This window comes from Anabaena sp. PCC 7938, from assembly GCF_049315035.1.
GTDB lineage: Bacteria > Cyanobacteriota > Cyanobacteriia > Cyanobacteriales > Nostocaceae > Anabaena > Anabaena cylindrica.
The window spans coordinates 2,007,801-2,034,773 of sequence record NZ_CP186034.1 but is presented as its reverse complement, the minus strand read 5'-3'; the positions used below and the strand labels follow the sequence as shown (position 1 = coordinate 2,034,773).

Annotated in this window: 24 protein-coding genes; 11 read left to right on the top strand and 13 right to left on the bottom strand. The window is 39.1% G+C overall.

Annotated elements, in window-relative coordinates; translation table 11 throughout:
* Positions 1 to 804 (bottom strand): DUF1963 domain-containing protein, encoded by an 804-nt coding sequence (locus ACOWPH_RS09430; RefSeq protein WP_015215136.1) that lies wholly within the window; start codon positions 802 to 804, stop codon positions 1 to 3.
* Between the two features lie 273 nt (positions 805 to 1,077).
* Here ACOWPH_RS09430 and ACOWPH_RS09425 point away from each other — a divergent pair, with 273 nt between their 5' ends.
* The 4 genes from ACOWPH_RS09425 (at position 1,078) to ACOWPH_RS09410 (ending at position 4,234) form a co-directional block, all read left to right on the top strand.
* The gene (locus ACOWPH_RS09425) at positions 1,078 to 1,203 is read left to right on the top strand and encodes a hypothetical protein (protein ID WP_015215135.1); all 126 of its coding nucleotides are present in this window, start codon (positions 1,078 to 1,080) and stop codon (positions 1,201 to 1,203) included.
* Positions 1,204 to 1,224: 21 nt separating this feature from the next.
* Positions 1,225 to 1,419, top strand: a complete 195-nt coding sequence (locus ACOWPH_RS09420; RefSeq protein ID WP_015215134.1) for a heavy-metal-associated domain-containing protein — start codon at positions 1,225 to 1,227, stop codon at positions 1,417 to 1,419.
* Positions 1,420 to 1,726: 307 nt separating this feature from the next.
* Positions 1,727 to 4,006, top strand: coding sequence for a heavy metal translocating P-type ATPase (locus tag ACOWPH_RS09415; protein ID WP_015215133.1), 2,280 nt, complete (start codon positions 1,727 to 1,729; stop codon positions 4,004 to 4,006).
* Positions 4,007 to 4,234: a hypothetical protein gene (locus ACOWPH_RS09410; RefSeq protein WP_015215132.1), complete on the top strand. Its 228-nt coding sequence runs from the start codon at positions 4,007 to 4,009 to the stop codon at positions 4,232 to 4,234.
* A gap of 98 nt (positions 4,235 to 4,332) precedes the next feature.
* Here ACOWPH_RS09410 and ACOWPH_RS09405 read toward each other — a convergent pair whose 3' ends face one another.
* Both ACOWPH_RS09405 and ACOWPH_RS09400 read right to left on the bottom strand, forming a co-directional pair.
* Positions 4,333 to 4,992 (bottom strand): hypothetical protein, encoded by a 660-nt coding sequence (locus tag ACOWPH_RS09405; RefSeq protein ID WP_250855248.1) that lies wholly within the window; start codon positions 4,990 to 4,992, stop codon positions 4,333 to 4,335.
* Between the two features lie 885 nt (positions 4,993 to 5,877).
* Entirely contained in the window at positions 5,878 to 6,309 is a 432-nt protein-coding gene (locus ACOWPH_RS09400; RefSeq protein WP_015215131.1) for a heavy metal-responsive transcriptional regulator, read from the bottom strand.
* Positions 6,310 to 6,486: 177 nt separating this feature from the next.
* On the opposite strand from ACOWPH_RS09400, the gene ACOWPH_RS09395 reads away from it, so the two are divergent.
* Both ACOWPH_RS09395 and ACOWPH_RS09390 read left to right on the top strand, forming a co-directional pair.
* The gene (locus ACOWPH_RS09395; RefSeq protein WP_015215130.1) at positions 6,487 to 7,611 is read left to right on the top strand and encodes an aromatic ring-hydroxylating oxygenase subunit alpha; all 1,125 of its coding nucleotides are present in this window, start codon (positions 6,487 to 6,489) and stop codon (positions 7,609 to 7,611) included.
* Between the two features lie 688 nt (positions 7,612 to 8,299).
* Complete coding sequence (locus ACOWPH_RS09390; protein ID WP_015215129.1) at positions 8,300 to 8,671, top strand: hypothetical protein; 372 nt, start codon at positions 8,300 to 8,302, stop codon at positions 8,669 to 8,671.
* A gap of 181 nt (positions 8,672 to 8,852) precedes the next feature.
* Here ACOWPH_RS09390 and ACOWPH_RS09385 read toward each other — a convergent pair whose 3' ends face one another.
* The gene (locus tag ACOWPH_RS09385) at positions 8,853 to 11,525 is read right to left on the bottom strand and encodes a DEAD/DEAH box helicase (RefSeq protein ID WP_015215128.1); all 2,673 of its coding nucleotides are present in this window, start codon (positions 11,523 to 11,525) and stop codon (positions 8,853 to 8,855) included.
* Positions 11,526 to 11,702: 177 nt separating this feature from the next.
* On the opposite strand from ACOWPH_RS09385, the gene ACOWPH_RS09380 reads away from it, so the two are divergent.
* Together ACOWPH_RS09380 and ACOWPH_RS09375 are read left to right on the top strand one after the other, a co-directional pair.
* Positions 11,703 to 11,954, top strand: a complete 252-nt coding sequence (locus ACOWPH_RS09380; RefSeq protein WP_015215127.1) for a hypothetical protein — start codon at positions 11,703 to 11,705, stop codon at positions 11,952 to 11,954.
* Positions 11,955 to 12,347 carry a type II toxin-antitoxin system VapC family toxin gene (locus tag ACOWPH_RS09375; protein WP_015215126.1) on the top strand — a complete coding sequence of 131 codons (393 nt, stop codon included), beginning with the start codon at positions 11,955 to 11,957 and terminating at the stop codon, positions 12,345 to 12,347.
* Positions 12,348 to 12,424: 77 nt separating this feature from the next.
* Here the strand turns inward: ACOWPH_RS09375 and ACOWPH_RS09370 are convergent, their stop codons facing one another.
* Both ACOWPH_RS09370 and ACOWPH_RS09365 read right to left on the bottom strand, forming a co-directional pair.
* Positions 12,425 to 13,045: a type I restriction endonuclease subunit R gene (locus ACOWPH_RS09370; protein WP_015215125.1), complete on the bottom strand. Its 621-nt coding sequence runs from the start codon at positions 13,043 to 13,045 to the stop codon at positions 12,425 to 12,427.
* Between the two features lie 20 nt (positions 13,046 to 13,065).
* Positions 13,066 to 13,503 carry a DUF29 domain-containing protein gene (locus ACOWPH_RS09365; RefSeq protein ID WP_015215124.1) on the bottom strand — a complete coding sequence of 146 codons (438 nt, stop codon included), beginning with the start codon at positions 13,501 to 13,503 and terminating at the stop codon, positions 13,066 to 13,068.
* Positions 13,504 to 13,947: 444 nt separating this feature from the next.
* On the opposite strand from ACOWPH_RS09365, the gene ACOWPH_RS09360 reads away from it, so the two are divergent.
* The 3 genes from ACOWPH_RS09360 (at position 13,948) to ACOWPH_RS09350 (ending at position 15,286) form a co-directional block, all read left to right on the top strand.
* The gene (locus ACOWPH_RS09360) at positions 13,948 to 14,424 is read left to right on the top strand and encodes a hypothetical protein (RefSeq protein ID WP_015215123.1); all 477 of its coding nucleotides are present in this window, start codon (positions 13,948 to 13,950) and stop codon (positions 14,422 to 14,424) included.
* Between the two features lie 390 nt (positions 14,425 to 14,814).
* Positions 14,815 to 15,021 carry a DUF2281 domain-containing protein gene (locus ACOWPH_RS09355; RefSeq protein WP_015215122.1) on the top strand — a complete coding sequence of 69 codons (207 nt, stop codon included), beginning with the start codon at positions 14,815 to 14,817 and terminating at the stop codon, positions 15,019 to 15,021.
* A gap of 34 nt (positions 15,022 to 15,055) precedes the next feature.
* On the top strand, positions 15,056 to 15,286 hold the full coding sequence (locus ACOWPH_RS09350) for a DUF433 domain-containing protein (protein WP_015215121.1): 231 nt from the start codon (positions 15,056 to 15,058) through the stop codon (positions 15,284 to 15,286).
* Between the two features lie 112 nt (positions 15,287 to 15,398).
* Here the strand turns inward: ACOWPH_RS09350 and proC are convergent, their stop codons facing one another.
* The 7 genes from proC to ACOWPH_RS09315 all read right to left on the bottom strand — a co-directional run bounded on the left by proC (position 15,399) and on the right by ACOWPH_RS09315 (position 26,834).
* Positions 15,399 to 16,214: a pyrroline-5-carboxylate reductase gene (gene proC / locus ACOWPH_RS09345; protein WP_015215120.1), complete on the bottom strand. Its 816-nt coding sequence runs from the start codon at positions 16,212 to 16,214 to the stop codon at positions 15,399 to 15,401.
* Positions 16,215 to 16,346: 132 nt separating this feature from the next.
* The gene (locus tag ACOWPH_RS09340) at positions 16,347 to 16,943 is read right to left on the bottom strand and encodes a cell division protein SepF (protein ID WP_015215119.1); all 597 of its coding nucleotides are present in this window, start codon (positions 16,941 to 16,943) and stop codon (positions 16,347 to 16,349) included.
* A 354-nt stretch (positions 16,944 to 17,297) separates the two neighbouring features.
* Positions 17,298 to 17,966: a YggS family pyridoxal phosphate-dependent enzyme gene (locus tag ACOWPH_RS09335; RefSeq protein WP_015215118.1), complete on the bottom strand. Its 669-nt coding sequence runs from the start codon at positions 17,964 to 17,966 to the stop codon at positions 17,298 to 17,300.
* Positions 17,963 to 18,241, bottom strand: coding sequence for a transcriptional coactivator PipX (gene pipX / locus ACOWPH_RS09330; protein ID WP_015215117.1), 279 nt, complete (start codon positions 18,239 to 18,241; stop codon positions 17,963 to 17,965). The genes ACOWPH_RS09335 and pipX overlap by 4 nt, the downstream gene beginning before the upstream one ends.
* A 567-nt stretch (positions 18,242 to 18,808) precedes the next feature.
* Positions 18,809 to 21,556 carry an isopeptide-forming domain-containing fimbrial protein gene (locus ACOWPH_RS09325; protein WP_242043085.1) on the bottom strand — a complete coding sequence of 916 codons (2,748 nt, stop codon included), beginning with the start codon at positions 21,554 to 21,556 and terminating at the stop codon, positions 18,809 to 18,811.
* A gap of 8 nt (positions 21,557 to 21,564) precedes the next feature.
* Entirely contained in the window at positions 21,565 to 25,302 is a 3,738-nt protein-coding gene (locus tag ACOWPH_RS09320; protein WP_015215115.1) for a hypothetical protein, read from the bottom strand.
* Complete coding sequence (locus tag ACOWPH_RS09315) at positions 25,299 to 26,834, bottom strand: DUF11 domain-containing protein (RefSeq protein ID WP_015215114.1); 1,536 nt, start codon at positions 26,832 to 26,834, stop codon at positions 25,299 to 25,301. Before ACOWPH_RS09315 ends, ACOWPH_RS09320 begins: the two co-directional genes overlap by 4 nt.
* Positions 26,835 to 26,973: the final 139 nt, after the last annotated feature.

The following is a 26,973-nucleotide window of genomic DNA, read 5'->3' as shown; positions in this document are numbered from 1 at the left end:
TCAAGTAAACATGATCCGACATTCAACTTTGCTAAAATCCCGATTTCTTAAATCAGCATCTTCAATAAAAAAGTAAAAGTATTCGCCATTACACGATGTTTGCCCAAGTTCTAGCAACAATCGACCCTTTATGCCTTCCGTGGCTGCTCCAACGTCAAAACAAGACGTGTCTGCAAATCCTCCTAGCTTATCGCCAGAGCAATCTTCGTCACACTCTAGACTAAATTCTTCATAAAGGTCTGTCAGTGCTTCAGGCGGCTGAATCTCCTCATGGCGAGGATACCAAAACAATTCCTGTGCAACTGAAAACTCTAATGCATAAATTTCTGAATAGTCGCGGAGAGTATCTTCATTGTCGATAAAGCTGAAGTCGGTAACTAATTCACTGTCAACTTCCAAAACTTCTGGAAAATAAAGGACACGACATACTTCTGGGCTGAGTTCAGACATTGCCGCATCATAACCCAGGTAAAATTGCAAAATTCCTTGCTGGGGAAAATCAAAGCCAGCAATTTGGGGTACATCTGCACAATTGACTTGCATCAGCAACGGCATAATGTCCCCGGTGATGCGATCGCACGGATGTTCATAGTCTTTCGGCAGATAGGGATTTCCACCAATTTTGCTGTGCCAAAGTTTTAACGGATCTCCGCTGGAATCCTCCTTTAGCTGGCCAACCTCATGGCTACTGATTTTGATATAAGGCAACAACTGTGACTCTATAAACGGCCGCAGTTCCTCAAATTCAGGGGGAAAATCGCGCCAAATTTGGGGAATATGGACTATATTTTCTGCATTCATCATTGTTTTTTGCGATCGCTCTAAAATTTATAAACTCATCTGCATGAACTTTATTTGACTATTCTCTGTCGCGCTTATTTTCATCACTACTCATAGACAGAACCAAAAAGGTAAAGTTTTGTGTTTTTTACAAAAAATATCCAAAAAGCTCTAGACTCTCTAGCCAGCTAGAGGGTTTAGGATGAAGATACAAAGAACTTTGAGCCGAAAATTTTAGTAAGAGGAAAACACAAATTACTAATTTTTGGAAGAAATGCCCTAAACATTTCTGAGCAGATGATAACCGAGAAAGCTTCTGAAAATGCTACTCAGTCACAAATTCGTGACTTATCTCAAGCTATCATCAAAACGCCAATTGACCAAATTGAAAAATTACAGCAATTGTCTTCAGCTAAATCTTAATTTTTTCACTCATTTAAACCTATGACAATCAAACTTACAGTTCCCGGAATGGCTTGTTCCACTTGTGCAACAAATATTACCAATGCAGTTAAAGCTATTGATGCAAATGCCACTGTTGATGCTGATCCAAAAACCAAGCTTGTCAATGTAGATACCCAAGCATCAGAAACAGCAATTAAGGAAGCTTTAGTTACTGCTGGTTATCCTCCTGCTTAAACAGAATACAGGAGTTCGGAGTTCGGAGTTCGGAGTCAGGAGTCAGGAGTCAGGAGTCAGGAGTCAGGAGTCAGGATTAAGAATGTAGAAAGAATTATATGCGATTGACGGATGTAGAAGTGGGTTTAATACCCCCATTAATTAATTCCGACGTAAGGATTCAGGATACAGAATGTTTGATATAGCAGGGAAGAGAGAACCAGGAACAGAAGAGAAAAATATTCTTATCATTCTTTCTTTCTAACTCCTGAATCCTGAATCCTGACTACTGACTCCTTTTCCTTAAGAATTATTTAAAGGTAGTAATATGGATAATCTCACACTTAAACTGCGGGGCATGAGTTGTGCTTCCTGTGCTAACAACGTTGAACAAGCAATTCTTTCTGTTGCTGGTGTTATTGATTGCAATGTTAACTTTGGAGCCGAACAAGCAACTATTAATTACGATTCTAACCGTACTAATTTAGCAGAAGTTCAAGCTGCAATAGCAGATGCTGGTTATTCGTCTTTTTCACTGCAAGAAGAACAAGATGAAGATGATACCCAACAGGCGATTCAGTTAGCAGAACAACGAGAACTGAAGCTGAAACTATGGATAGGAGGTATAGTTAGTATTTTTCTATTTGTGGGTTCTTTACCCATGATGACCGGGTTGAAAATGCCTTTTATTCCCGGTTTTCTCCATCATCCTTGGTTACAATTAGTTTTAACTACACCTGTAGAATTTTGGTGTGGTGGATCTTTTTTCCGTAATGGTTGGAAGTCTCTAAAACACCACACAGCAACGATGGATACATTAATTGCTTTGGGAACAGGTACAGCTTATTTATATTCTTTATTTGTGACGCTTTTTCCTGGCTTTTTTATCGCCCAAGGTTTGCAACCTCATGTTTATTATGAAGTAGCAGCAATGGTGATCACTTTAATTCTTTTGGGACGATTTTTGGAACATCGCGCTAGGGGACAAACTTCGGAAGCTATCCGCAAATTGATGGGACTACAAGCAAGAACTGCCAAAGTTATTCGAGATGGGGTAGAAATGGATGTTCCTATTGGTGAGGTGAGAATTAATGATGAGATTTTAGTGCGTCCTGGAGAAAAGATTCCTGTAGATGGGGAAGTGATTGATGGTGCTTCAACAGTAGATGAGGCAATGGTGACAGGTGAAAGTGTAGCTGTGAAAAAGCAACCAGGTGATGAAGTAATTGGGGCGACGATTAATAAAACTGGTAGTTTTAAGTTTAGAGCTACTAGGGTAGGTAAGGATACTTTTTTGGCGCAAATTGTCAAATTAGTGCAAGAAGCACAAGGTTCAAAAGCGCCTATTCAGCGGTTAGCAGACCAGGTAACAGGGTGGTTTGTGCCGGCTGTAATTGCGATCGCTATTTTTACTTTTGTCATCTGGTTTAATTTTATGGGTAACTTTACCCTGTCTGTGATCACAATGGTGGGTGTGTTAATTATCGCTTGTCCTTGTGCTTTGGGTTTAGCTACTCCCACTTCTGTCATGGTAGGAACTGGTAAAGGTGCAGAAAATGGCATCTTAATTAAAGGTGCTGACAGTTTAGAATTAGCACACAAAATTCAAACTATTGTTCTTGATAAAACGGGAACTTTAACTCAAGGTAAACCCACAGTTACAGATTTTGTCACTGTTAAAGGTACAGCTAATCATCATGAATTGGAATTATTACAGTTAGTCGCAACTGTAGAAAGAAATTCTGAACATCCCCTAGCTGAAGCAGTAGTACAATATGCCAAATCCCAAGAAGTGAACTTAGTAAATGTTCAGGATTTTGCAGCTATAGCTGGTTGTGGAGTCCAGGGAATTGTTAATGATCATCTGGTGCAAATTGGGACAGAACGGTGGTTAACAGAATTGGGGATTAATACAGTTTCTTTACAACAGTATCAAGTTGGTTGGGAATCTGGAGCTAAAACGGTAATTTTAATTGCTGTAGATGGGGAATTACAAGGAATAATGGGTATTGCTGATGCCCTTAAACCTTCTTCAGCCGCTGCTGTGCAAGCATTACAGAAATTAGGCTTAAAAGTGGTAATGTTAACTGGAGACAATCGCTTAACTGCCGAAGCGATCGCACGTCAAGTTGGTATTACCCAAGTTTTTGCCCAAGTTCGTCCAGATCAAAAAGTGGCGATTGTGAAATCATTGCAAAACCGGGGACTGGGGAATAAAAGCCCAAACCCCAAGTCTAAAATCGTGGCTATGGTAGGAGATGGGATTAATGATGCACCAGCGTTAGCCCAAGCAGATGTAGGAATTGCCATTGGGACAGGGACAGATATTGCGATCGCTGCTAGTGATATTACTTTAATTTCTGGAGACCTACAAGGCATTGTCACTGCAATTCAACTCAGTCGTGCCACTATCAACAATATCAAGCAAAATCTCTTTTTTGCTTTTATTTACAATATCATTGGTATTCCTGTTGCCGCCGGAATTCTTTACCCTATTTTTGGTTGGTTACTTAATCCTATTATCGCTGGTGCCGCAATGGCTCTTTCTTCCGTTTCTGTAGTCACAAATGCTTTAAGATTGCGTAACTTTCAACCAGGAATTAAGTAAATGTTGGACAAAAAAACGCTTTGGATCAGTCTTATTTGTTTAGTATTATTGACATCAAGCCCAGCATCAGCAGAAATGGCAAATTCTCACTCAGTGCAAATTAATCAATTTCATCAAATTGAACAACCTTTAAGCGTGAAAGTTGCTGTTACAATTGTAGGTTTAGCTTTAATTAGCATAGAGTTATGGTGGTTTATCTTCAGTAAATCAAAATCACCATCAAATTAAACTAATTAGTAATAAAATTTTTCCTGCCCTCCATTATATTCCTATAGCCGTATTTAGTGAAAATTGAAACTCAAAAAAGGCTAAACCTAGAACTAAAATCAAGAATATCTAATTTGTAGCAATAGCCGATTAGATATTTTGGGTGGTTTAACTTTGTGAATACAGGAGGGATCTTGAACAAAACCAAATCCACTTTTGCCTGTAATCACTAACTCACTTTCTTTACCATAATAACCATACACCTCTTCATCAGATTGGCGATTAGGAGCCAATAACATCCTTAATGGCTTCTGCTTCTGAGAATTCTTAATCATGATATGTGGTCCAGAATCTGCATCTACATCTGTAATGTAGAAATAGATAGTCATAAAGTTATAACCGGCAACATCATAATGAAAATTTGTGGGGGGATAAATTTTTTTAATCTCTGCCACTGGTAACTCTGAAGCAAAACTCCAAGTTAGATGTTGCGTAATCAGCGTTGGCCAATATTTGAGATATTGCCTGACTATATTTAACAGTACAGGATCATGAACAATTTGCTTAATGGCATCACAATTCATCACATTACTTACCAAACCCCGCATCACATACCGTCCATTTTTTAAGCAACCATTTTTTATATCACATTCTAAAAACTCATCATCATGTTTTGGTTCAGTACAAAGTGTATTTGTAGCAAATTTATAAATTTCTTCAACCATATATCGAGGTAGTTGCAATCCCAAAAAAACAGACTGCTTCTCCATATCTGCCACAATTTCATTAACTGAAATATTCTGAAAGATGGAATTTTCTAGTATTTCTAGACGTTTTTTGTACCCATTAGGGTAAAAATTTTGTATTTGGTTTTGAAAAAACTATACACTTTACGAAAACTATAAAATCTTCCCAGACGTTGCCAATAACTTATTCCTACTCTTTTATGAAAGTCATTTGACAAATGAGTATTGGTTACTGCACGTTGTCTTGATAATCCATTGAATAGTTTTGTCATATTCATCAAATGCCAAACTAAGATTGATTAATCTTTTTCTATTCCATGAGATGGCTGTAACTTAATAAATTAGAACACTATATATAGAAGGGAGCATCCCAAATATGTAAGTTTAGTATCACGCTGAACAGAGTGCAGCGCAGAATGACAATTTTCGATGTTTTTGCTTTCATTGGGATGCTCCTGATATAAAAAGGGTAGGTATACAACTTACAAAACTTCATAAATGCCTACACATTTCTTTTGATTTCTATTTCTTATATAAATTAGGACTTACGCTTTGACAAAAATAATGAAAGATGATCTGAATATTTTCTGATACCACGGTTTAATTTTTCCATAATTAGCAATGGATTGCTATCTATCTCAGGGTAGTTGTCAAAAGTTAGAAATGATAAGTAGGTGGACTTGAAATAACCAAAATGTGTAACGATATGTAAATTAATTTTGATCCGTTATTGTGGTTGAGTTTTAGTCATTTCACAAAATGAAATATATTTTAATTTTTCTCCACCCACCTACTTATATTTTCGCATTTACTACCCATATAACTGAATAAAGCGCATCTTTATAAAAGAACAAAACTACGCTCAAAATCTTGCTTTAAGATGATTCAATGCAAGCTAATCCTAAGATTTTTCAAAATTTAAATTGGATTTCTGTAATTATTTTGAATAATAGGACAAATCGTTTCCTGGGGTTGGCTTTCCATACTTTGCCAACCCGAAAGTAACCCAGTTATCTCTGACCGCAAAGTTAGCAATTGTTCAATCTGATGATCAATTTGTAATAGCTTTTCTTGCAACTTATCTTGAATTTCAACACAAGGGGGTTGTCCGTGGTCATAAACTTCTAGAATATCTCGAATTTCTTCCAAACTTAAACCTAGATGTTGCGCTCTTTTAATAAAAGCTAACCGAGTTAGCACATCTGCTGAAAACTGACGAAAGCCCCCTTCAGTACGTCCTGATGGTTTAATTAAACCCACGCTTTCATAATAGCGAATTGTACGAATTGAAATACCACTTAGTTCTGTTACCTGACCAATTAAAAGTTGTTTTTTATCCTGAGTTAACATAACAGATTTCCAAATTATTATTGTTATTATTATTACATAAATAAAAAAATCTGCCTGGAGATTAAACTTTAAAAAATTATTTGCTTCAATGATTCTCCTAGTACTGAAAATAACTGTTTTGATCAGCTTGACATGATATCTCTAAATTAACCGCTTCACCGCAAGTGAAACCCTAAAATGAATGTCAACACTGAGAATGTGAGCTACCCCCGGAAATTTAAAACTTTCAATAACCCAGAGCGTTTTATTGAAGGATGGTATTGGGTAATACCTTCTCGAAAGTTACGGGTTGGTGAAGTAAAACCTGTAACAATTTTGGGGAGAGAACTAGTTATTTATCGTGGTCAAGATAGACGAGCAGTTATATTTGATGCTTACTGTCCACACATGGGCGCTCATCTGGCTGAAGGTAAAGTTGAAGGTAATGAACTACGATGTTTTTTCCATCATTGGCAATATGACTCAGAAGGCTTCTGTGTTCATATTCCCTGTTTAGATGAGCCACTTCCTGTTAAGGCAAAAGCTTGGCCTACCGCCGAAAAATATGGAATGATTTGGGTGTGGACTGGAGAAACACCACAACAACCTTTACCATTTATTCCAGAGTTAGAAATTGATGATTGTGAAAGCACTTTTGGGGCGCGTTTTATAACAAAATGTCACCCTAATGTAGTGATGATTAATGCTATTGATGCTCAACACTTCAATACAGTCCATAAGATGCTATCAGAATTTAATTTTGAAAAACAGGAACTGAATGAAAATGCTATTACCTTCAGTAACACTACACAGGATAGTCCCGATTCTTTTTTGATTAAACTGATCCGTCCCTTCTATAAAAATCCTGTTACTTACAGTCTATGTTATTGGTACGGTTCTACTGGGATGGTAACAGTAGGACCTGAATTCCTTCATTTTTACATTATGTTTACTTTGCGTCTCATTGAAGGTGGAAAAGCTGAAGGACAGGCAATTTTTATTACTAAAAAAAGGCCCAGTATTTTTGGTAGGATATATAATCGCTTTTTGCTGTGGCTGACAAAAATTTTAGCTCAGTACTTCATCAAGAATGACAGCAAAATTTTCGATACAATTCAGTTTAATCTAAAAACCCCTATCCAGGCTGATCAATCAATCACGCAATTTATCAACCACCTGGAAAGACAGAAACCTCTAAAGTGGGGAACTTGGAATTTAGAGCGATACCCCCGCTCAGATGAGTTATCCCGTGATGGTGAGACACGAGATATAGACAAACGGGAAACCCGCGACAAATGGCATGATGAGCTAGTCAATGATTGAAAGATCAACTTTTTGGCAATAAAAATGAAGTGGCTTGGCCACTTCATCAATTCCCAGGTAGAACCTTTGGAATGAGTATAACGACTGTCCAAATTTAAAATTGTATAATTTAACACTAAATCTCTGGTAATATGATACAAGCTAGAAAAATTCCATAAATTAAACCTCGTCCAAGTTGAGAACTGGAGTTTTTCAAAAGGGTACAGGCAACAGTATAGGATTTTAGGAACAAAACCCGATTAAGAAAAAACTATGGGTTTCAAAGTAGACATAATTTAGTTGAACATATCCCAGAAAAAGTTAAATTAATGATGAGGTTTTAAATACCTGTACAAAATTAATTTTGTATTTTTCAACCTGCATTGTTGATTAAATAAAGTAAAAATACAAACAAGATGTGAAAGTAATTTTTATTTACTAAGGACGAGCATAACTTAACCTTAACCTAAAATATACTGAATCCTAAATTTTATGAGATAAAATTGTCTAAGTTCAATAAAACCAAGAAAGCTCTAAAGGTGGCACAATTACGAAAAGTATCAACAGCACCATTAAGTATTCTGGGGCTTTTGTAAAGCTAATAATCATGGTTTAATGCTCATATAGAGATATTATATGTAACTTTTCTGAAATAGTGCCAAAAACAAAAAAAATCTTCGTGCAAACTAAAAAATAGGAGTTATAAATTATGTCTGTAGAACCAACTATCACTGACCTAATCACTCTTAAGCAAGAAATTCAAGGACTGACTTATTGGCTAACTGAAGATTTTTTTCCATATAATCAAGATTTGGAAGTTAGTCTTGGTGAAACTACTTTTATTCTAAACTATGTAGATTATAAAAATAAATTTGAAATTGCTAAAATCATTATTAAAGCTGCGAAGAAGGTAGAAATTACACCCCAAGAGTATTTACAACAATTGAATAATTATGGAAATATTCTCTCTAAACCCTTCTGTTTGTGGAAACAAGATAAATCAGGCAAGTGGCAATATAAACTTACCAATACGTTAACTGAATTTGAAACTTTCATACCTTTTTCTTTAGCGTATAGATAAATTCATATATTCATTTGTCCAAGATTATGCAATTTATTTTACAACTTATTAAGTAGGTGGGCAGAATAAAACCAAACTGTGTACAGCCAACCTACTTACAGCAAATTGCAGATTAATGAGATACAGAATCAAAATTGAAACCTAGACACCAAGCCAGTTGTACTCCTGAATTCTGCTGTAATTATTCCGTTCCTTCATTTACAGGAAACCTATCAATTAGCTGCATAGCCCGTTGAGCGTTGCGCCGTAAAGAGTCTTGTACATAGGGAACATGAGGAATTTGGGATAATAAATCCAATGTGCGGCGTAACAGCCTTACTACATCACCTTCATCCAAAGTGGTGTTTGCACATAGTTCTACCCATTCTTTTCCTAATGCCCATTGTTCGACAATGGCAATTAATTCAAACTCTAACCAAATAGGTAGGGCAACATTATAGCGTCGTTGTATTTGGAATAATTGGCGACGAATTCCGCGCAATTTTGCTAAAGCATCTGCGACTTCATTACTGAGGTCAAAGCGGACTTTGCTATCTGGGCGTGGGGTTTCTGTGACTAAAGCCGCAGCAGCAGCAGCTAAATGATGGGGATCTAAATTATCTAGTTCGCCACTAGCGATGACTAAACCTAACCATAATTCATTTTCTCCCCGAATAGCGGCTGCCATTTGTCCCAATTGTGTGGGTATTAAGTTCTCTAACCCGCCAAACTGCTGCAAGATGTGAATTAAATTGAGAAATTCTTCCCAATGTCTTTGGGACTGTTGTTCTACTTGCCCTTGTACCTCTTCTAATTCTGCTTCTAATTCCACACAACGCGCTCTGCGTTTAAAGATAGTGGCAACATTGCCTGATTGATGTAGGGGGTGATTTTCTAATTGTGCTTGAACGGCGTTAACGCGGCTGAGTTGTTCAGCTACTTCTGGAGGCATATACATAAATTCGCCGGGATCGGGTATGCTTTGGGCGATCGCTAATGTTTCTTCGCTACCACTAACACACTGTCCCCGTTTTATAGCCAATTCTGACGGTGGTAAGATATCCGGCGACACCTCGACCTTTGGTAATTCAGCATATAAATCAACTACATCGGCAGTTGTGGCCACATACCAGCGGTTATCTTTCCCTAAACAAACGAAATAAGAAGTTTGACCAGGACTGGTTGCTTTCCCCACTAATATCGCTGTTATGGGTAAAGTTGCTGTCATGTTTTTGTCATTAAGACTCAACATTGTCCCAGATATAGCAAAATCCAACATCATCGACAGTTGTTCTTGTCTGTCTGCCTGTGCTTGTTCTTGCAGGGTTTTGAATATATGGCGTTCTACTTTCAGGCGTTGCCGTAATTTTTCATATAGTGCCAATTCATTTTCATCAATGTCCGCTAATTCTGCTTGGAGTTTAGCTAACTCTGCCTCTATTTCCCCAATTTCGTCGTACTCAGGTCTTAAATGCAAAGTCGCCATGTACTGTCCAAAACTGCGTTCTATCAGTTCTCTGGCTCGTTCTAAGGTGTGGGTTTGCAGTAGATTCAGCACCATCCCATAGCTAGGTGTGAACTGACTGACGAGGGGATCTGCTGGTGATGTAGCCAAATAGGCTGCTTCTTTTGCCCCTTCAAAGGGTGTTTGTACTGTCACCACATAACCTTGTAAATCCATGCCCCGGCGACCAGCCCGGCCAGACATTTGCAGAAATTCGGAAGCTTTCAACAGGCGGTGTCCGTTATCGGTACGCTTAGAAAGGGTGGAAATAACTGTTGTCCGGGCGGGCATATTAATTCCCGCTGCGAGGGTTTCGGTAGCAAAGACGACTTTAATTAATCCCTGTTGAAATAGTTCTTCGACTAACCCTTTCCATGCTGGTAAAATTCCGGCATGGTGGGCAGCAACACCCCGGTACAGGGGAGCAATTTGTCCAGAACGTCCAGCGTCAGGGTTGCGGTTGAGAAAATCGTCAATTTGCCGTCGTAATATTTGGGATTCGTCATTATTTACTAGCCATAAATCACCTACTTCAGCTACGGCTTTATCACATCCCCGACGGCTGAAGATGAAATAAATAGCTGGCAGCATATCCCGCTGCTCTAGTTGACTGAGGGTATATATGATACTTGGAGCTTCTGGTCTACCACCTCGTCCCTTTTCTGGTTTGCCTTTTTTACCACGTTTAATGAGGCGGGGGTTAATTTTTGTATTGCTGTCATTGAGTAGGGGAAACAGCCCTTTGGGATTGCAATAGTGAAATTCTAAGGGGACTGGGCGAAAATCGGAGTAAATGAGGTCTGTAGGGCCATGAACACGATTTAGCCAGTCGGTAAGTTGGTCACTGTTGGCAACTGTGGCAGAAAGGGCGACTAGTTGCACTTCACGGGGACAGTAGATAATGGATTCTTCCCAAACTGTACCTCGTTGGCGATCGTTCATGTAGTGGCACTCATCTAGCACTACTGCCTCAACATCTACTAAGGAAATACCGATTTGCCCAATGGGTGTGCCATAGAGCATATTGCGAAAAATTTCGGTGGTCATGACCAAAATAGGTGCATCCCTGTTGATGGAAGCATCACCTGTTAACAGTCCGACCTGTTCAAACCCGAATTTTTCTCGAAAGTCACGTAATTTTTGATTCGATAACGCTTTGAGGGGGGTGGTGTAAAACACACGTTTCCCCCGCGCTAGGGCGCGATAAATGGCGTATTCCCCAATTAATGTTTTACCTGAACCCGTGGGCGCACAGACGACTACGGAGCGTCCAGCATTCAAGGAGGCGATCGCATCTAGCTGGAATTGATCCAGTTCAAAGGGAAATATTGACCCTAAGTCAATTTCTGAAGATGGGACAGGATAGTTCACTCAATCATCATTAGCAACCAGACTATCTACTATCATAACCTGATTAGTGATTTGCTACGTTGACAGCTAAAGCACAAGTTCTGGGGGCGGAGCTATCGGTTTTTCGATCAGAACATCTACAATAGAATAATTTCACCGATCTCATTCAATGGCCGTCAATTTACCTAGAACTCTATTATGACCATTGCTGAACAGATTTATGCGATCGTCAAAACCCTTCCCCAAGATCAGGCTGATGAGATTCTAACTTTTGCTGAGTTGATCCGTGCCAAACATCTCAATGCTAACCAAACTGTCAACCAATCTGCAAACCAGCTTTCTTGGGTAGAACTCGTTTATTCACTTGCTGGAACTTGGAAAGAGGACTTTCCTACTTTAGAAGAGATACGCGCTGAATCAGAACAAGACATCTTGCGGGAGAGCCTATAGATGTACGTTTTGGATACCAACACCTTGATTTACTATTTCAAAGGTCAAGGACAGGTTGCTCAAAACCTTGCCAATGTCTCTGCTGAGGAAATTAGTATTCCTACGATTGTTCTCTTTGAATTACAAGTCGGCATTGCTAAGTCCACTTCACCTGCAAAACGCACTCAACAACTTCAGCAACTTCTGAGCCGAGTTAACGTGATTCCGTTTTATAGAAATGCTGCTCTTACTGCTGCTACAATTCGCGCTGAGTTGGAGCAAAAAGGAACTCCCATCGGTCAAATAGATGTTTTGATTGCCGGGACAGCCATAGCACTTCAAGCAACTCTGGTTACTCACAATGTCAATGAGTTTTCCAAGGTTTCGGGACTGGCAATTGTTGACTGGTATTGATTACCAATCAATAACTTTCAAAATTCCCCAGAGGGTTATACTTGCTCCGTAGCGATCGCATTCAGTGGGAATTGAATTCAAATCAATGTTTCTGCAATTTTACGCAGGACTTGACACGCAGACTCTAATTCGCTTTGGGTAGAGAGGGGGGCAAATACTCGTGATATGGCGTAGTGTTGATTTTCTAGCTTGACAAAGACAATATCGTCACCATTGGTGAGCATTCCAAAATTAGGCACGTCAACATTTGGACTAGCCATCAAGTAAGCAAGTGTTTGTGGCAATGCTGACCAAACTGATAGCATGGTTTTTTTGGACTCTAAAACAATTATCCAAAAGCGATCTCTTAATACCAGCACATCTATTCGACCCTGTAGAGTTTCTTCGCTATCAGCTACTGTTATTTGTACAGATTCTTCAGCTTTGATGCGAAAAGGTGGATCGTATAAACCAGCAACGGTCAGTAATGGAGAAACGAGTAATAGCATCACCGTACTTTCCAATAAATGTCCACCAGAACGGTGATAAATATAACGCTTCCATAAAATTTCTAGGTTGGTGCGCTCATTAGGATTAATCTCAGGTAATTGATCATGCCATTCTGTAAAAAAATCATGAGCTTGACTGCGACTCAAGCCAAATCTTTTTTCTGCTTCTGCGATCGTGGTGATAGTTTCAGTAACAGCTATTCCTTGCATGATGGATTCCTGTATTAAACTCAATATTCCCGCCAAGACGTTTCTTGCAGAATTTGATCTATTTCTTGAGAAAAAGGACAATCATCAGGAAAAGGAAAAGATTGATAATCGGGGTTTTCTCTAAGAGTTACTAGTGCCTCAACATAACATTCTGGAAAGATTTCATGCCAATATTGTTTTAAGCTCGGAGAGTCTTGTAACAATCCCTTTAATTCCCGCTGACTGCGCCTAATTGTTTCAGTCCAACCACGATAATCTTGAAAGTAGTCTGAATAGCAAAGTTTGAGACAATGCTCTAGCATCGTGATGAGCCTGTTTCGCAATTCTCGCTTTTGACTCCTGCCCAAACTTTCAATCTCCTCAATCAAGTTTTCCCAGTCAACATTATGATAATTTTTTTCTTTCAATAGATTAACTGTCTGTTCAATCCAAAGAGCATAATCTGTTTGGGTAAACATAGTATTATTTCCCTTTTTTTTAATTTTACACTCTACCTGACTCAAGTTGGAACTATATTATGGTTATTGCCGAACAGATTGACGCACTTGTCAAAACCCTTTCCCAAAATCAAGCTGATGAGATTCTGTCAACAATATTGACCAGTTTCCTTGTGAAGAATTAGTTTATTCACTTGCTGGAACTGGGAAAGATGACTTTCCTAATTTAGAAGACATTCGCGCTAAATCGAGACAAGATATATTGGAAACGCACCATAGCACTTTAAATAACTCTTCCTTACTGAGAATATTAATGAGTTTTCTAGTGTTTCGGGACTGGCGATCACCGACTGGTATTAACTACCAAGGCTTTATCAGCTTATTTAGGATGGCAAGTTTTGTGATAATAATGAAGGGTGAAACTATGATAAATATGCTGAATTTAGAGATTACTTGGTGTATATAATGGTATTATACTGGCTTAAGAATGTGAAACCGCAACACGGGCAAGGATGGGCTTATGACAACCGTGATGAGATGGCAATCCCAGAAGCTCAAATTTTTCGCTTGCACTGGCGAACAAGAGGCGATGAAGATAATGCTCAACGACCTCTTAAGTACGAGCAAATAGTACTGGTTCAATCAGCAAGAGTCACTCACATAGTTGAGTTGTTAGATGATGTAGTTTATGAAAATCCTGAAAGAGAGTGGAGCATATATCGCATCGTCAAAGCTGTTTGGATGCCTCCTGAACGGTTACTCGATTGGTCTAATCTACCACATCAAGAAGATGTTTTCGGTATCAAAACTCTTCCTGCTGATGGACTTGTACATGATTTGCGAACTAATGGAATGAAAAAATTCAATGAGTATTGGAATAATAGGGAAGGTTTACAGGGTTTTCAGCGACATTTGGAGACAATTATTAGCCAAATTTCATAATGTGATTGAAATCTTTTAGAGTCTATTAATTTAAGTGGCATAAAAAAACTTGCTATATGCAAGTTAAGCAAAATCAAGCAACCCCTAAAACCGATTTGTAAAGATTCAGGTGTTTGAAACCGATTCACAGAACCAGTTTCAAAATTGAATTTGGGTTATTAACATACCTTTGGTCGCAATAAGGAACGAAAATATAGGTGTTACGTAATTCTTATTGAGAATAAAAAATGTGGTTAATTCCCGTAAACCTTTGTTAGGGAACGATTGTAGCGATTTTGGTATGACCTGAATCCTTACACTGATTTCACAAACTAGAGAAACGTCAGACAGCAATTTCAGCCAGAATAGAATAGTGTATTTGAAGTAAGCAGCATTCCTTTAAATAAAGACATGGATACTTTAACCAAAAACCGAGAGCAAATTATTGAGTCAATTAAGACATTGCCAGAGGATTCCCTCGCTGAACTCATCAATTTTGTTGATTATCTACGCTATAAAGCAACTGAAAAAGAATCCCAAAAAACCAGTAGAAATTTTTTGCTTTCAGTTGCAGCCTTGGGAAATTCAGTGGAAAAAAGCGATAATGGGAAAGATTAATGCAGCCATTTCTGGTTTCCCAATCTAATCAGCCATGCAAAATCTTACTAGAATTACCCGCAACCCAGAAGTAATGGGAGGAAAACCCTGTATCCGGGGAATGCGTGTCACCGTTGGTACTATCGTTGGCTTAATGGCATCCGGACACAGTGCAAATGATATCCTCAAGGCTTACCCCTACCTTGAAGAAGCAGATATTTACGAGGCACTTGCCTATGCTGCATGGCGGGCTGAAGAAATTGAAGTTCTGCTGATAAGAGCATGAAAATGTGGATTGTTCTGAACCTTTGCGACTTTGCTCCTTTGCGTCTACTCTGCGAGATCGCCTAACGGCGATTGCGCGAAACTTTTCTCAACTTGAATTTTAAATTGATTTGTCACCCTTTTCCCAATTCCTGAGAACGAACTGTTGCAGCTTTGACAGCTTCAATTAAAGCGGAACGAAATCCAGCCTTTTCTAATTGACTAACTCCGGCTATTGTCGTCCCACCAGGACTGGTAACTCTGTCTTTGAGTTCTGCGGGGTGTAATTTAGTTTCTTCTAAAAGTTTGGCTGTTCCTAATACGGTGTGTAAAGCCAGTTGTTTAGCTACTACCCTCGGTAAACCCGCTGCAACTCCCCCATCTGATAACGCTTCTATCATCAACGCCACATAAGCCGGGCCACTACCAGATAAGCCTGTCACCGCATCCATGAGGGTTTCTGGAACTTCTACAACTTCCCCTACTGCTGAAAAAATCTGTTGTGCTGTTTGCTGGTGGGTGGGGTGAGTATAAGCACCTAGACAAATTGCCGTTATGCCTGCGCCCACTGTAGCGGGAGTATTGGGCATAGCACGAATAACTGGCATTTGCGGAAAGGCGGCTTCTAGCTGCTTTAAAGGCACACCTGCCAAGATAGAAATGATGAGGGGATAATGTTCTATAGGTAATATATCTGCTAATTCTTGAGCGATCGCACTAAATATTTGGGGCTTGATTGCCAACATTACCGCTTCTTGAGCCTCAGCCAACACCAAGCAATTATCCGTCGTTACAGCTACATCATATTGCTGCTGTAAAAAACTCTGCCGAGAAACTTGGGGTTCACTAACTAGGATTTCTGCACCTTGATAAATCCCCAATGCAATAAGGCGGGATAACAAAGCTTCTCCCATCACCCCGCCACCAATTAAGCCAAATTTAATAGTCATTCGTTAATAGTCATTGGTCATTAGTCATTGGTCATTAGTCATCCAGATCACGACAAATAACATAAATGCCGGAAAGGCAACTTGCCTAATGGTATAACAAAGGGCAAAAGACTAATGACTAATTTAACTTCTTTATTGTGCCATCCGGTTAACTTCATTGCCCCAAGCTGGAGTTGTGCTTGCAGGACGAGAGGGACGGGCAACTGGTTGTGGTACTTCATGTAAAAAACCACCTTGAGTGCTGACTTGCACACAACTGGGCGTAAACAAAAATATACTTTCTCCAATCCGCTCTTGATGTCCATCTAGAGCATAAGTACCACCGGCAACAAAATCAACCGCCCGTTGAGCTTGATCCGGGTCCATAATTGTCAAATTTAAGACTACCGATTTACGCTCACGTAATGCTTGAATTGCCTGGGGCATTTCTTCAAAAGTACGTGGTTCAAGTACTAAAACTTCGGAAATTCCATTAATTGCGCCTGGCATACCAATTACGTTACTCATAGGCTTTGACCCTGCTGCGGCTACTTCATCCCCCATTGTAGGCACAGGTTCGCGCCAACGTCGATTAGGGGTAGTGGTGGTTTCTTGTGGTTCTGGTTGGGGATTTTCTTGCTGATACAGATTTTGGTAGCCATCGGTATCTGGCTCTTCTTCGTAGTACTCGTATTCTACTTGCTCATTCAACCCCACAAAATCCCTGAGTTTGGAAAATATATTGTTCATTGTGTGCGCTCCCAGTGGAAATTACCTTAATTGATCTGGCTGTAAATTTTGGTAGCCAGTATAGTGGCTGCTGCTTTCAGCAATTCTATTGCTGGTTGTAGCCTCTAGTACAGGGTTTCATGAAGAAAACACTGTTCTAAAAAGGACTATACCTTATGTGGACATTTAATGAGTTCAAATTATATCCTAAGGTAGAAGCAACTGAAAGTTATTTCAATCTCATTCTGTCTTACTAATTACATTTGTCAATACCCTGGTCATTAGACACGTATTCAAACGGAAGTTACTGAATATGTTTAGATATGATTTGTCCATTGTTTTTGATACCCAACTCAAAGCCAGACGCAAACAATGTCAACCTCGTTTCCCAAACAATACGGTTCCTAATCTTACCATCGTTGTACCCGTTTGCATGGCTAATTCGTAATCCCCTGACATACCCATTGATAGATGTTGCATGGTTATATTCGACCAGTTCTGAGATGCAATTTCTTGGGCTAGTTGATGAGTACGCTCAAAAACTTTCAAAATTGCCTCATGATCCAAGCCACGGGGCGGAATTGTCATCAAACCTTGAATTTTTAAGTTCTGGCATTGGTTAAGTGCTTCCAAGTCAGGTAATAATTCTGGTATCATCCAACCAGACTTACTCGGATCGGGGAGAATTTTGACTTGTAGGCAAACCAATGGACTCATTCCTAATTGTTGCGCCAGAGTATCTAAACGCTGGGCTATTTGTAGATTATCAACGGAGTGAATCCAATCAAATAATTCCAAAGCTTTTTTAGCTTTATTGCTTTGTAAATTGCCAATAAAGTGCCAAGTAATATCCGGCAAATCTTGTAACTCGGTTTGTTTACTGGCAGCTTCTTGGACACGACTTTCACCAAAATCACGAATTCCGGCAGCATAGGCATCCCGCATCAGTTCGGTTGGTACTAACTTACTTACAGCAATTAACCGCACTGAGGGAGGAAGTGAGGCGCGAATGTTAGCAATATGTTCACGAAGAGAACTATTCATTGGAAGGTGCGTTGGAAAACACTCTGAAGCTGATCGTACTCCTGGGACTTGCCATTGCGACGCAAAGTACGTAAGCGATTTTCCAGCATCATTCTTGCTTCAGTCCGGCCAAGAGACTGAAATTTAATACCTTTAACGTCATTTGTTACCAAAAAAAATAAGCGTTGGGCATAAAGTGTAGTGAATAGATCTTGGTTTTCATCAACCATACAGATCTTATATAGCAAACCCCACGTTGGATGATTTATGTAAGTTTCTGAGTTATCTGGATTCATTTAATAGTCAAGGTTGGAGTATATATTCTTTTTTCGCAGCCAAACACAAGCATTCCGACGATAATAAATATTCTTTCGTCAAGAATTTTGCTGACAATACGAAACTAACGACATTTTGCCAGGTTATGGCTTTGATGAAGACCTTGATCTAGTTTTTCATTGGCAGGTGAAGCAGTACCGAGGGAAAAACACAATCAAGAATATGTTTCTCCGTCCTGGATCATGCACAATTCATAGATAGTGCCGGACTAGGAACAGAGAGTGATTCCTTTGTTTGTTTACAGTTTACCAGGAGGAAAGCGATCGCTGAAGTTCCTCAAAGTTAAAACCAGCTTTCGGGCTTCTCATTGCATAAGCTTCTCTCCATCGTGCCATAATTCTTGCTTTATGGCGCAAATAGTAGTTAATTTCACAGCTTGATAGAATTGAGTACTAATGCTTCTGTACCCAACACATAAATAAATCAGTGCGTTCAGTTCATAATACAGCTTTGTCCGGATGCGTTGTTTTTGCAAACTATGCAAATTATAATTTAACAAATAACAACAATAATAGTTTTGCTACGTATTATCGCACTTTAGCTTGAAAGCGGACAAAACCATAGGCTCCCACAGAGTTAGTGATGACACCAGGCAAAGTGCCTAAATTAACAACAATAGCCCCTTCTATATTCGGATCTGTACCACAGACTGAAGGTAGTGTTTCTCCGGGAGCATAGAATCTAGCATCATCACCATCGTCAACATTTGTATAAGATAGTGGGGTGTTATTTTTTTGTACTAAGATGCCCCGATCTGCACCAGGTAATCCATTTGTAGCTTGATTGACATTATTGTATTTGCTGGGCAAGTAAGTTTGATTTAAAGGAATGCGATCGCACAAACTGACATTAACTGCATCCTGTAGTCCCATCGATAAAAAGTAGATCGTATATTCAACTTCATCACCAGGTTTTACCATACCTCCATTGACTTCTCCCGCTAGAGATGTACTCAGAGGTGTTGGCCATTGATCAGTATCTGGTTGCAAATTAGGGTCAATCACAGTAATGAGATTATCATCATAGGGACTGGCAGTATCAATATAAGCACCAAGATTATTGCCATCGTTCATGGTTGAACCATTAACCCCAGTAATCCGTTTAACTAATAGCAGCGTCCCTTGGGGAGTACTTGTAACTGTAACTGTCAACAAGGTAGGGTCATCGTCTGCGCTAACAGCAGGATTGTTACCTACATTTATACCATCGTCAGTAACTTGTAAAAAATAATTATTCACAGCAGGTGGATTAGTAGTAGCGGTAGCAGAGTCCGCATCTGTCAACACAGTACCAACTGAGGCTAAGGGATTATCCGGTGTATTGAAATCAGCACTTGCCTGGTTACTAATAGGATTACCACCATTAGAACTATTAATTGTGGCAGTAATTGTAATCGTGATTGTATCATTTACACGTAAAGTACCAGAATTAGTAACATTACCAGAGCCATTGTAACTAGGATTAATTATAATATTATTCCCTGGAGTAACAGCAGTCATCACTGCACTAACAAAAGTTAATTGTGGGGGTAATGCATCTTTAATAACAAAATTAATAGCATCGCTGTTACCAGGATTTAGGTTGGAATAAGTAATAGTATATTCGACGGTATCGCCCACAGTGACTGTGCCACTATTATCAGTATCCCCTAGAAAGCGCACTGATTTAGTACCTTTAACATTAGCTTGCTGGCTTGCAGTAATAACCAAAGGAGTAAGTACTCCCTGACTCGAAAAATATGCCCAAGTATCAATACCTTTAAAATCACCATAGCTACCACTAAATTCATGCTCTCCAGCCGCACTATTAATTCCTAAAGCAGCATTACGAGGATTAGTAGCTACTTGTCCTCCTGTGGGATTTAAACTAACAGATACTCCATTGGCAGTAGTATAGCTATTGTCATTGTAGTAAACAGTAGTTGGGCCAATCGGCTGTCCATTCACATCGAGGAAATTACTAAATGGACCAGGGGGATTTTGCATCGTGATTTTAAACCCCGATGGATTGTTCTCAGCATCTAACATAGGAAAGTGATATTCCCCGGCCCTAGCTGTGATTCTGGCATTATATGCTGCATTTCCTGGGAGGGGTGATAGGTCAACTCCACTAGCATTTTTTCCATCCCATAACACTACATTAGAACCTACAAATGATGGGTTTTGCAAAACGCGATCAATACTGGGATCAAAAATGCCGTCGTTGTTAGTATCAATAATAATTTGATAACTTCCAGATGTACTAGAATTGAAACTAAAATTACCTCCTACCCCAACTGGTGCTTGGTTGCCACTTCCTCCATTTCCTCCAGTAAATAGAAAAGAAGTTGGTTCTACGGGTAAAACTGCTGTTATGGGAATCCCCAATCCTATCAATGCTGAAGGATCTGGTTGATTAAAAAAAACTAAGTGGGTAATATCTGTGATTGTATCTGGCAGACTTGGGTCTTGAACTGCCACATTACCAGGGAAGATCAGACTATTATTAGTAGCACCACCAGCAGAATGGTAAAGAGTTGAGTTATTAGTTTTGTCAATATATCCCCGACTATTGGCAAAAAAGATAAACCCAAAGGGATCGACTCCATTCATATCAGTTTCATATCTATACCCATCTTTAGTTTGAATATAAAGATTGGAATTGAGTCCTATCCCATTTGAACCCATATTCATGGCAATATAGTTGGTAAAAACACGCCCTTTTTGGGCAGTACCACCTGTATTTCTAACTGTAATATCCCAAGCCGCGACTCCTCCTCGTTGAGTATTATCTATAGGAAATGGATTCGTGACTGTAACAACAGTCGGATCACCACTTAGACTGGGTGAACGAAATTCAACTTCGTAAATACCAGTTTCTGTGGCTACAAAGCTACAAGGAGTGTAACCACCGATATTGGGTAAAGGCCCTGCTGTTTCTTTGGCAACGGTGTCAATTAAACCAAAACCAGTAAGTAGAACATCGCAAGCACCATTTTGACCTCCAAAAGGACTTCTATAAACAATATCTTGAGTCCCATTACTACTTGTAGGCACACTAGAGCCAAGATTAACGGTTTCCCCTGCTTGTACGTAAACCTTGAGGGTTGTTTTCCGAGGAATCCCCGCAGTGAATTGATTAGTCCATTCTAGATAAGGTCTGTATCCACCATTAGAGACTAACTCTTTGCTGCCCTCAGCCCAGCTAGGTTGTATCCCTTGTCCCCAAATACATAAAATAAAAGCCAGACTACTAATTAATTTCTCTGAGTAGCTACTTAGTAATGACAGTTTCATATTAATTTTCATATTTTTAACTTTTCTCTTGCTGGAGACGGTGTAGGTTTTTGCAGGCCAAAACCATCAAACAATTCGTTGAGTTTGACAGTCAGACCTAAATAAAGACCGCCGGCAGAACGAGTACCAGAAAAATCAGGATCATCAACTTTGCCAAAAACATAGCCAGCAGAAAGGCGCAAATTAGAAGTTAAATAATAGCCAGCTTCAACTACAAAACCTGTTTCTGAATAATTAGATTGACCTATCCAACGAGTTTCTCCCACCAGATCCATACTATATCCTAAGCGATAAGTAGCCCGGAATTGAGCTAAATTCACTGTACTTGTACCAGCCAAATCATTAGCTAAATAAGAAGTGCTATTTCGTAGTGCATATTTCCCATAAAATTCCCATTGCCAGTTAGGAGCATAAATAGTTTCCATGGCAAAGGTATGATCTTGAGAACCTGTCCCACTGCCTAACAAAATTGTATCAGGAATTGTTGCGGGATTTTGGCGATATTCATACCGTAATAAAGCGTTAAATTTATCATTTTTAGGATCACGGTAAGCCAAACCCATTTTTAAATTAATGGTGTCACCTAATCCTGATAGTTTTTGGTTAGCAGCATTAGCTTGTTGATAGCGTACCAAAGCAGTAAGAGAGGGAGAAATTTTCCCTGTAGCACCCGCAGAAATGACTGTATTCTTACCACTAGAAGAAGTGCGATGTTCATAACGAGCGCTGGCTTGAAACTGAGGATTATTGCTATATTCCAGCCCCACACTATAGCTATCACCACCATTAAAACCAATAGCAGAAGCAGATTGACCAGAAGCGAATGGTTGAGCAAATTTTTGACCTGTGCCAGTATTACCAAAAAAACTACCAAATACGTGTTCGTAAGCTAGATTTAACCGCAAACCAGGAGCAACAGTCCAGCGATTATTTAAACCAATTGCTCCTTGAGTTGTGATTTCATTCGCCCCACCTAAAATGGTATAACGACCTGTTAAAGTAGTATCTGAACCAAGTTTATGTTCGCCATTTACACTTAAACTAGTGATAGATTTACCATTATCTTGACCGCTACTATAAAACTGTTGAGCTAAACTGACATTGACTCCAGGAATAGCTCGCCAATTTAGTCCTAAAATAGTCCGATCAGGGTAAACATTATCAGCACTAGCAGAAAGGGTAAGTTCATTTTGTGCCTGGAAGGTGAGACTATTAGTAATGGGAAGAGACAAGCGCGATCGCAACTGATCAGAATTACTTGTCAAACCACTACTGTTATCAATACGATCTTTTCGATTCCGATGAATCCAATCTACATCAAAAGTAGCTTTACCTAAACGTTGTTGTATACCTGCTGTAATGGTTGTTAACGAGTTATCAACGTTGCTCCCTGGGATAGCTTGAGAACGAGGTGAAAATAATTCTTCAAAAGTGTCTAAAGGTAAGGGTGCAATACCGAAATTATCTTCATGATCATATTGAACCCGCAAGTTAGTGGTATTGGTCAGTTTACCTGTTAGTTGCGCCCCATAACGAGTTTGCCCAGGAACAAAACTAACTGTGGCATTATTGGCAAACCCTGTATCAGCAAAACGATAATAAGCGCGACCTTGAAGACCATTAAAAATCTTTCCTTCAGCTTCCAAGCGATAAGCCTGACTGCTGACACTACCCATCAAATCAGAACTATTACTAGAATGGGCATATTCGCCTATTATTTTACCACTATTACCTAAAGAAATTTGGGTATCTGCACCATAGAGTTCAAAGTTATACAAACCTTGATTTTCTTTTAAATAAGTTGCTGCTACCCAAGTTTCTTGGTTAAGAGTGCGATCCAAATTATATTGAACACGACCTGCATAAATACTACTATTAGAATCTTGTGAATCATATTGATAAGTAGTAACAATCCGCCGTACTAATACCTGTCCAAATTCATCAATATCAGTCCGAAGGATAGGTTCACGGAATAATAAAGTCCCGCGATCATAATCAATTTCATAATCTGCACCCCGGCTTAACTGTTGACGTTTAAGAACAGTACCTGGGCGATTTAATTCTTCTAATTCAATGAAGACATTTTCACTACCAGGAAGTAATATTCGCCGAGAAAGAAAATAATAACCACTAGTACCATCAGGAGCTATAGTATCTCGTTGAAAACTTTCAACATTATTACCATAAAAACCTGTAATTTGTAGATTTCCCCAATTATAGTTAGCTTTAAAACCATGAAGTTGACGGGTCGTAGCGGTATATTGTTGGGAGGGGCGAGAAAATTCTTCTGTGTTGTAGTCACCCCACATAAAATAATCTGGGCTAACACCAGGAATCCCTGTGGAACGCTCTAGACGTGCATAGACACTATCAATAGAAGGTGCAGTAACATCAAGTTTGGAACTATCACCATAAACAGGATAGTTTTGTTCATTGGCTTGATAAGTTTTAAATAAACGATTTTCGCAGTTACAATCTTCATTTAAAGGACGGGAACTGTTATATGCTCCAGTAAATAACCATTCTCCAATATTTCCGGTGGCAAATATTTCTGAATGAAAATTTAATTGAGTATTATTATTTTTATCCGGGGGTATAAAATCACGCAATTTACCATAGTAATCAGTTCCTCTAGCGCCTAAACGAATATCTATAACCCCGGTCACTAAACTGGGACGTAAAGCTGTTGCAAATTCTAGTTGAGTAAAGGTTTCTAAATTATTAATTGAAGCGCGAAGCCGCACGGTTTGGGCTTTCAAGTTTGAACGTAATTGAGCAGTAAATTCTCCTGTTTTTGCTTCTACCTGAAACCCTGGTTGATCAGGTTTAAAATCTGTACTAATAAATTCTCCAGCGCTGGTTTCTAGAGTCACTACACCATCTTGGTTGGAGCGATTACCATTTTCATCAATCAGTTGACCCTTGATGGTTGCAGTAGAACGTCCATCAGCAGGAATATTCGCTTCTAGAGTTTCTATGGTTAATTGCTTGAGTGTTCCTCGCACTGATATCTCTACGGTGTCTGGGGGTGTAGTTGCTCCTACTATTTGTGCCGACAAGGTATTTTTTCCTGGCTGGAGAGAGACACCATACCATGTCTGCGTTATCAAATTGGTCTCTGCATCAGTTTCTGTCCGTCCTACTAAAGAAGGGTCTACTAATGTATCATTGACCCGTAATTCCACTTGACTACCTACAGGAAATTGCAATATTACTGTAGTAGCTGGAACATCAAAAATCCTATTTTCTGTTGGTGTGAGGATTTTAATTGCTGTTGATATTGGGGCTACTTGTTCAGGTATTTGAGTTGTAGTTGTTGGCAAAACTTCTAAATTTGTAGTAGTGTTTGATTTAATTTCTACAAATTTATCTTGTGGAATTTCGGTTGTGGTTGTTGCTGGAAATTCTGAGTTGGTGGTGGTAGTTGATTCAATTTCTACAAATTCATCTTGTGCTATTTGGGTTGTAGTTGTTGGCGAAAATTCCGAGTTTGTAGTAATGGGTGATTCAATTTTTGCCACAACATCTTTTGGTAACTGATATTCAGTAGCTTTGGGTGGTAGGGCAATTTCTTGATCAGTTATTTGCTCATTAATATTTGTAGGATTATCTAAAGGTTTATGGGTCTGGGGATTGTCCTTAGCGGTTTCTCCCTTGACTGCATGAGGATAAAATAGATAGCTACAAGCACCAGCTATTACCCCTATAGCTTTCAGGTTCTTGATATGGTGCAGTGGTAGTTTCATTTCTTTACTTGCTCCTGAAAGATGGGGGTGACAGCAAAATTCATTCTCACCAAACCACCTGGTTCTAAACGCACTAACCGAGATTGGCTATTACGTTCACGGAATTTGTGATTGGGAGCGAGGGCATAACCAGGAACACTACTCAGATCAAGAACTCCGGTGTGACTTCCAGGTAAGACATTGGCCACGGAAAATAAACCATTAGGATCTGTGGTGATCCGATTACCATCTTGCAGAAAAATTACTGCGTTAGGTATTCCTGGTTCATCATTTTGTTGTTCACCATCAAAGTTTTTATCTAGGAATACGCGACCAATTAAAGTACCACAATCACTGACTATTCCTGGTCTAATTTTTAGTTGGTGAGTTGCTGGCCCATCTTTGACACTAAAGCCGTTATCAATTCTTTGTGCATTGACAATGGCACTATTTCGACCTGTACCTCTTTGAGCATCATTTGTGAGTTGAACAGCGTAAGCAATGTTGATAACTTTTGAACTTAAAAGAGTAATATTTGTGCGGAATGTGATGGTATTACCGTTAATTTCGCTGGTAACACTAACTGGGTTTCCTTCTAATTCTCCCCGGACAGATTTGGGTAAAAATTGAAAGCCTAAAGGTAAGTTATCGGTGACTATGATATTATTCAAATCCGCATCTGATTGATTTTTGAGTGATACGCGATAGATGGCTGTGTCTCCGGGTTCAGCGGTTGCGCGATCACCTGTTTTGATGATCTGTATTTGACTGGGTTGACACAAGTTTGTTGTTAGTTCAAAAGCTAATAAGTTTAGTCCTTGGAGTTCGGCATTATTAACTAAAACAGTTGTGGCTTCTACTGTTGTTCCACCCGTTAAACTGATGGGTTGTCCATCTAAAGAAGTAGCAAGATAACGAATAACTTTGTTAGCTGTTCCTGCGACATCAATGCTATCTAAAATAACAATTTTAATTCGGCGTTGTTTATAGATAGAATTAGCTGGGGTATTAATCACAAAAATATAAGTTTTTCCTGGTTGGGTTTGACCTTTGTTAGGATCAAGAAGAAAATTATAAACACCTGCGGGATTATTGGTAATAAAATAGGGATTACTATTTTCAATATTTGGTGCTTTTCCTCCAGGAATATTATTAGGAGTATCTGGTAGTTCTGTCCGTGTCAAGGAAACTAAATTTCCTAACTCAGATCCTGTGGGATCGTTAGAGTTAGCTTCATACACACCAACAGAGAAACCTGTATAGTCTGGTAAGAGTGTACCAGCACAACCTAAAATTTGCCCTAGAGGGTCAACTAATGAACTGAAATTGAAGTCCAGTTTACTAGAACTTGCTTTAAACTCACCTTCATCATTTGCAGGATCTGTATAGGTATAATCAGCCTGATTCGTGATAATTGTTGTACTTTGGGCTATTACCCTATTTATGTTAGCTATGGGAGTTTGCAAAATACATCCTAAAATCATTGCTGTTATCAGTCTTGGCAATAGTTTTTTAATAAAATAATTTTTTCTAGATTTACGTTTATTAATCATGTCCAATTTTTTCCACAATGTTATTAGTTATTTAATAACTAAAAAATCTTAATTTTTGCTATTCCATAAAACAGATTTTTTAAACTAGTTAGTAATGGGTAATTTTAAAAAAGTGTTTACCCATTACTAATTTTTTATG

Bases quoted from the DNA above. Each gene is read 5' to 3' on its own strand.
- ACOWPH_RS09430 (WP_015215136.1), bottom strand. From the start codon at position 804: ATGATGAATGCAGAAAATATAGTCCATATTCCCCAAATTTGGCGCGAT.
- ACOWPH_RS09425 (WP_015215135.1), top strand. From the start codon at position 1,078: ATGATAACCGAGAAAGCTTCTGAAAATGCTACTCAGTCACAAATTCGT.
- ACOWPH_RS09420 (WP_015215134.1), top strand. From the start codon at position 1,225: ATGACAATCAAACTTACAGTTCCCGGAATGGCTTGTTCCACTTGTGCA.
- ACOWPH_RS09415 (WP_015215133.1), top strand. From the start codon at position 1,727: ATGGATAATCTCACACTTAAACTGCGGGGCATGAGTTGTGCTTCCTGT.
- ACOWPH_RS09410 (WP_015215132.1), top strand. From the start codon at position 4,007: ATGTTGGACAAAAAAACGCTTTGGATCAGTCTTATTTGTTTAGTATTA.
- ACOWPH_RS09400 (WP_015215131.1), bottom strand. From the start codon at position 6,309: ATGTTAACTCAGGATAAAAAACAACTTTTAATTGGTCAGGTAACAGAA.
- ACOWPH_RS09395 (WP_015215130.1), top strand. From the start codon at position 6,487: ATGAATGTCAACACTGAGAATGTGAGCTACCCCCGGAAATTTAAAACT.
- ACOWPH_RS09390 (WP_015215129.1), top strand. From the start codon at position 8,300: ATGTCTGTAGAACCAACTATCACTGACCTAATCACTCTTAAGCAAGAA.
- ACOWPH_RS09380 (WP_015215127.1), top strand. From the start codon at position 11,703: ATGACCATTGCTGAACAGATTTATGCGATCGTCAAAACCCTTCCCCAA.
- ACOWPH_RS09375 (WP_015215126.1), top strand. From the start codon at position 11,955: ATGTACGTTTTGGATACCAACACCTTGATTTACTATTTCAAAGGTCAA.
- ACOWPH_RS09370 (WP_015215125.1), bottom strand. From the start codon at position 13,045: ATGCAAGGAATAGCTGTTACTGAAACTATCACCACGATCGCAGAAGCA.
- ACOWPH_RS09365 (WP_015215124.1), bottom strand. From the start codon at position 13,503: ATGTTTACCCAAACAGATTATGCTCTTTGGATTGAACAGACAGTTAAT.
- ACOWPH_RS09360 (WP_015215123.1), top strand. From the start codon at position 13,948: ATGGTATTATACTGGCTTAAGAATGTGAAACCGCAACACGGGCAAGGA.
- ACOWPH_RS09355 (WP_015215122.1), top strand. From the start codon at position 14,815: ATGGATACTTTAACCAAAAACCGAGAGCAAATTATTGAGTCAATTAAG.
- ACOWPH_RS09350 (WP_015215121.1), top strand. From the start codon at position 15,056: ATGCAAAATCTTACTAGAATTACCCGCAACCCAGAAGTAATGGGAGGA.
- proC (WP_015215120.1), bottom strand. From the start codon at position 16,214: ATGACTATTAAATTTGGCTTAATTGGTGGCGGGGTGATGGGAGAAGCT.
- ACOWPH_RS09340 (WP_015215119.1), bottom strand. From the start codon at position 16,943: ATGAACAATATATTTTCCAAACTCAGGGATTTTGTGGGGTTGAATGAG.
- ACOWPH_RS09335 (WP_015215118.1), bottom strand. From the start codon at position 17,966: ATGAATAGTTCTCTTCGTGAACATATTGCTAACATTCGCGCCTCACTT.
- pipX (WP_015215117.1), bottom strand. From the start codon at position 18,241: ATGAATCCAGATAACTCAGAAACTTACATAAATCATCCAACGTGGGGT.
- ACOWPH_RS09325 (WP_242043085.1), bottom strand. From the start codon at position 21,556: ATGAAACTGTCATTACTAAGTAGCTACTCAGAGAAATTAATTAGTAGT.
- ACOWPH_RS09320 (WP_015215115.1), bottom strand. From the start codon at position 25,302: ATGAAACTACCACTGCACCATATCAAGAACCTGAAAGCTATAGGGGTA.
- ACOWPH_RS09315 (WP_015215114.1), bottom strand. From the start codon at position 26,834: ATGATTAATAAACGTAAATCTAGAAAAAATTATTTTATTAAAAAACTA.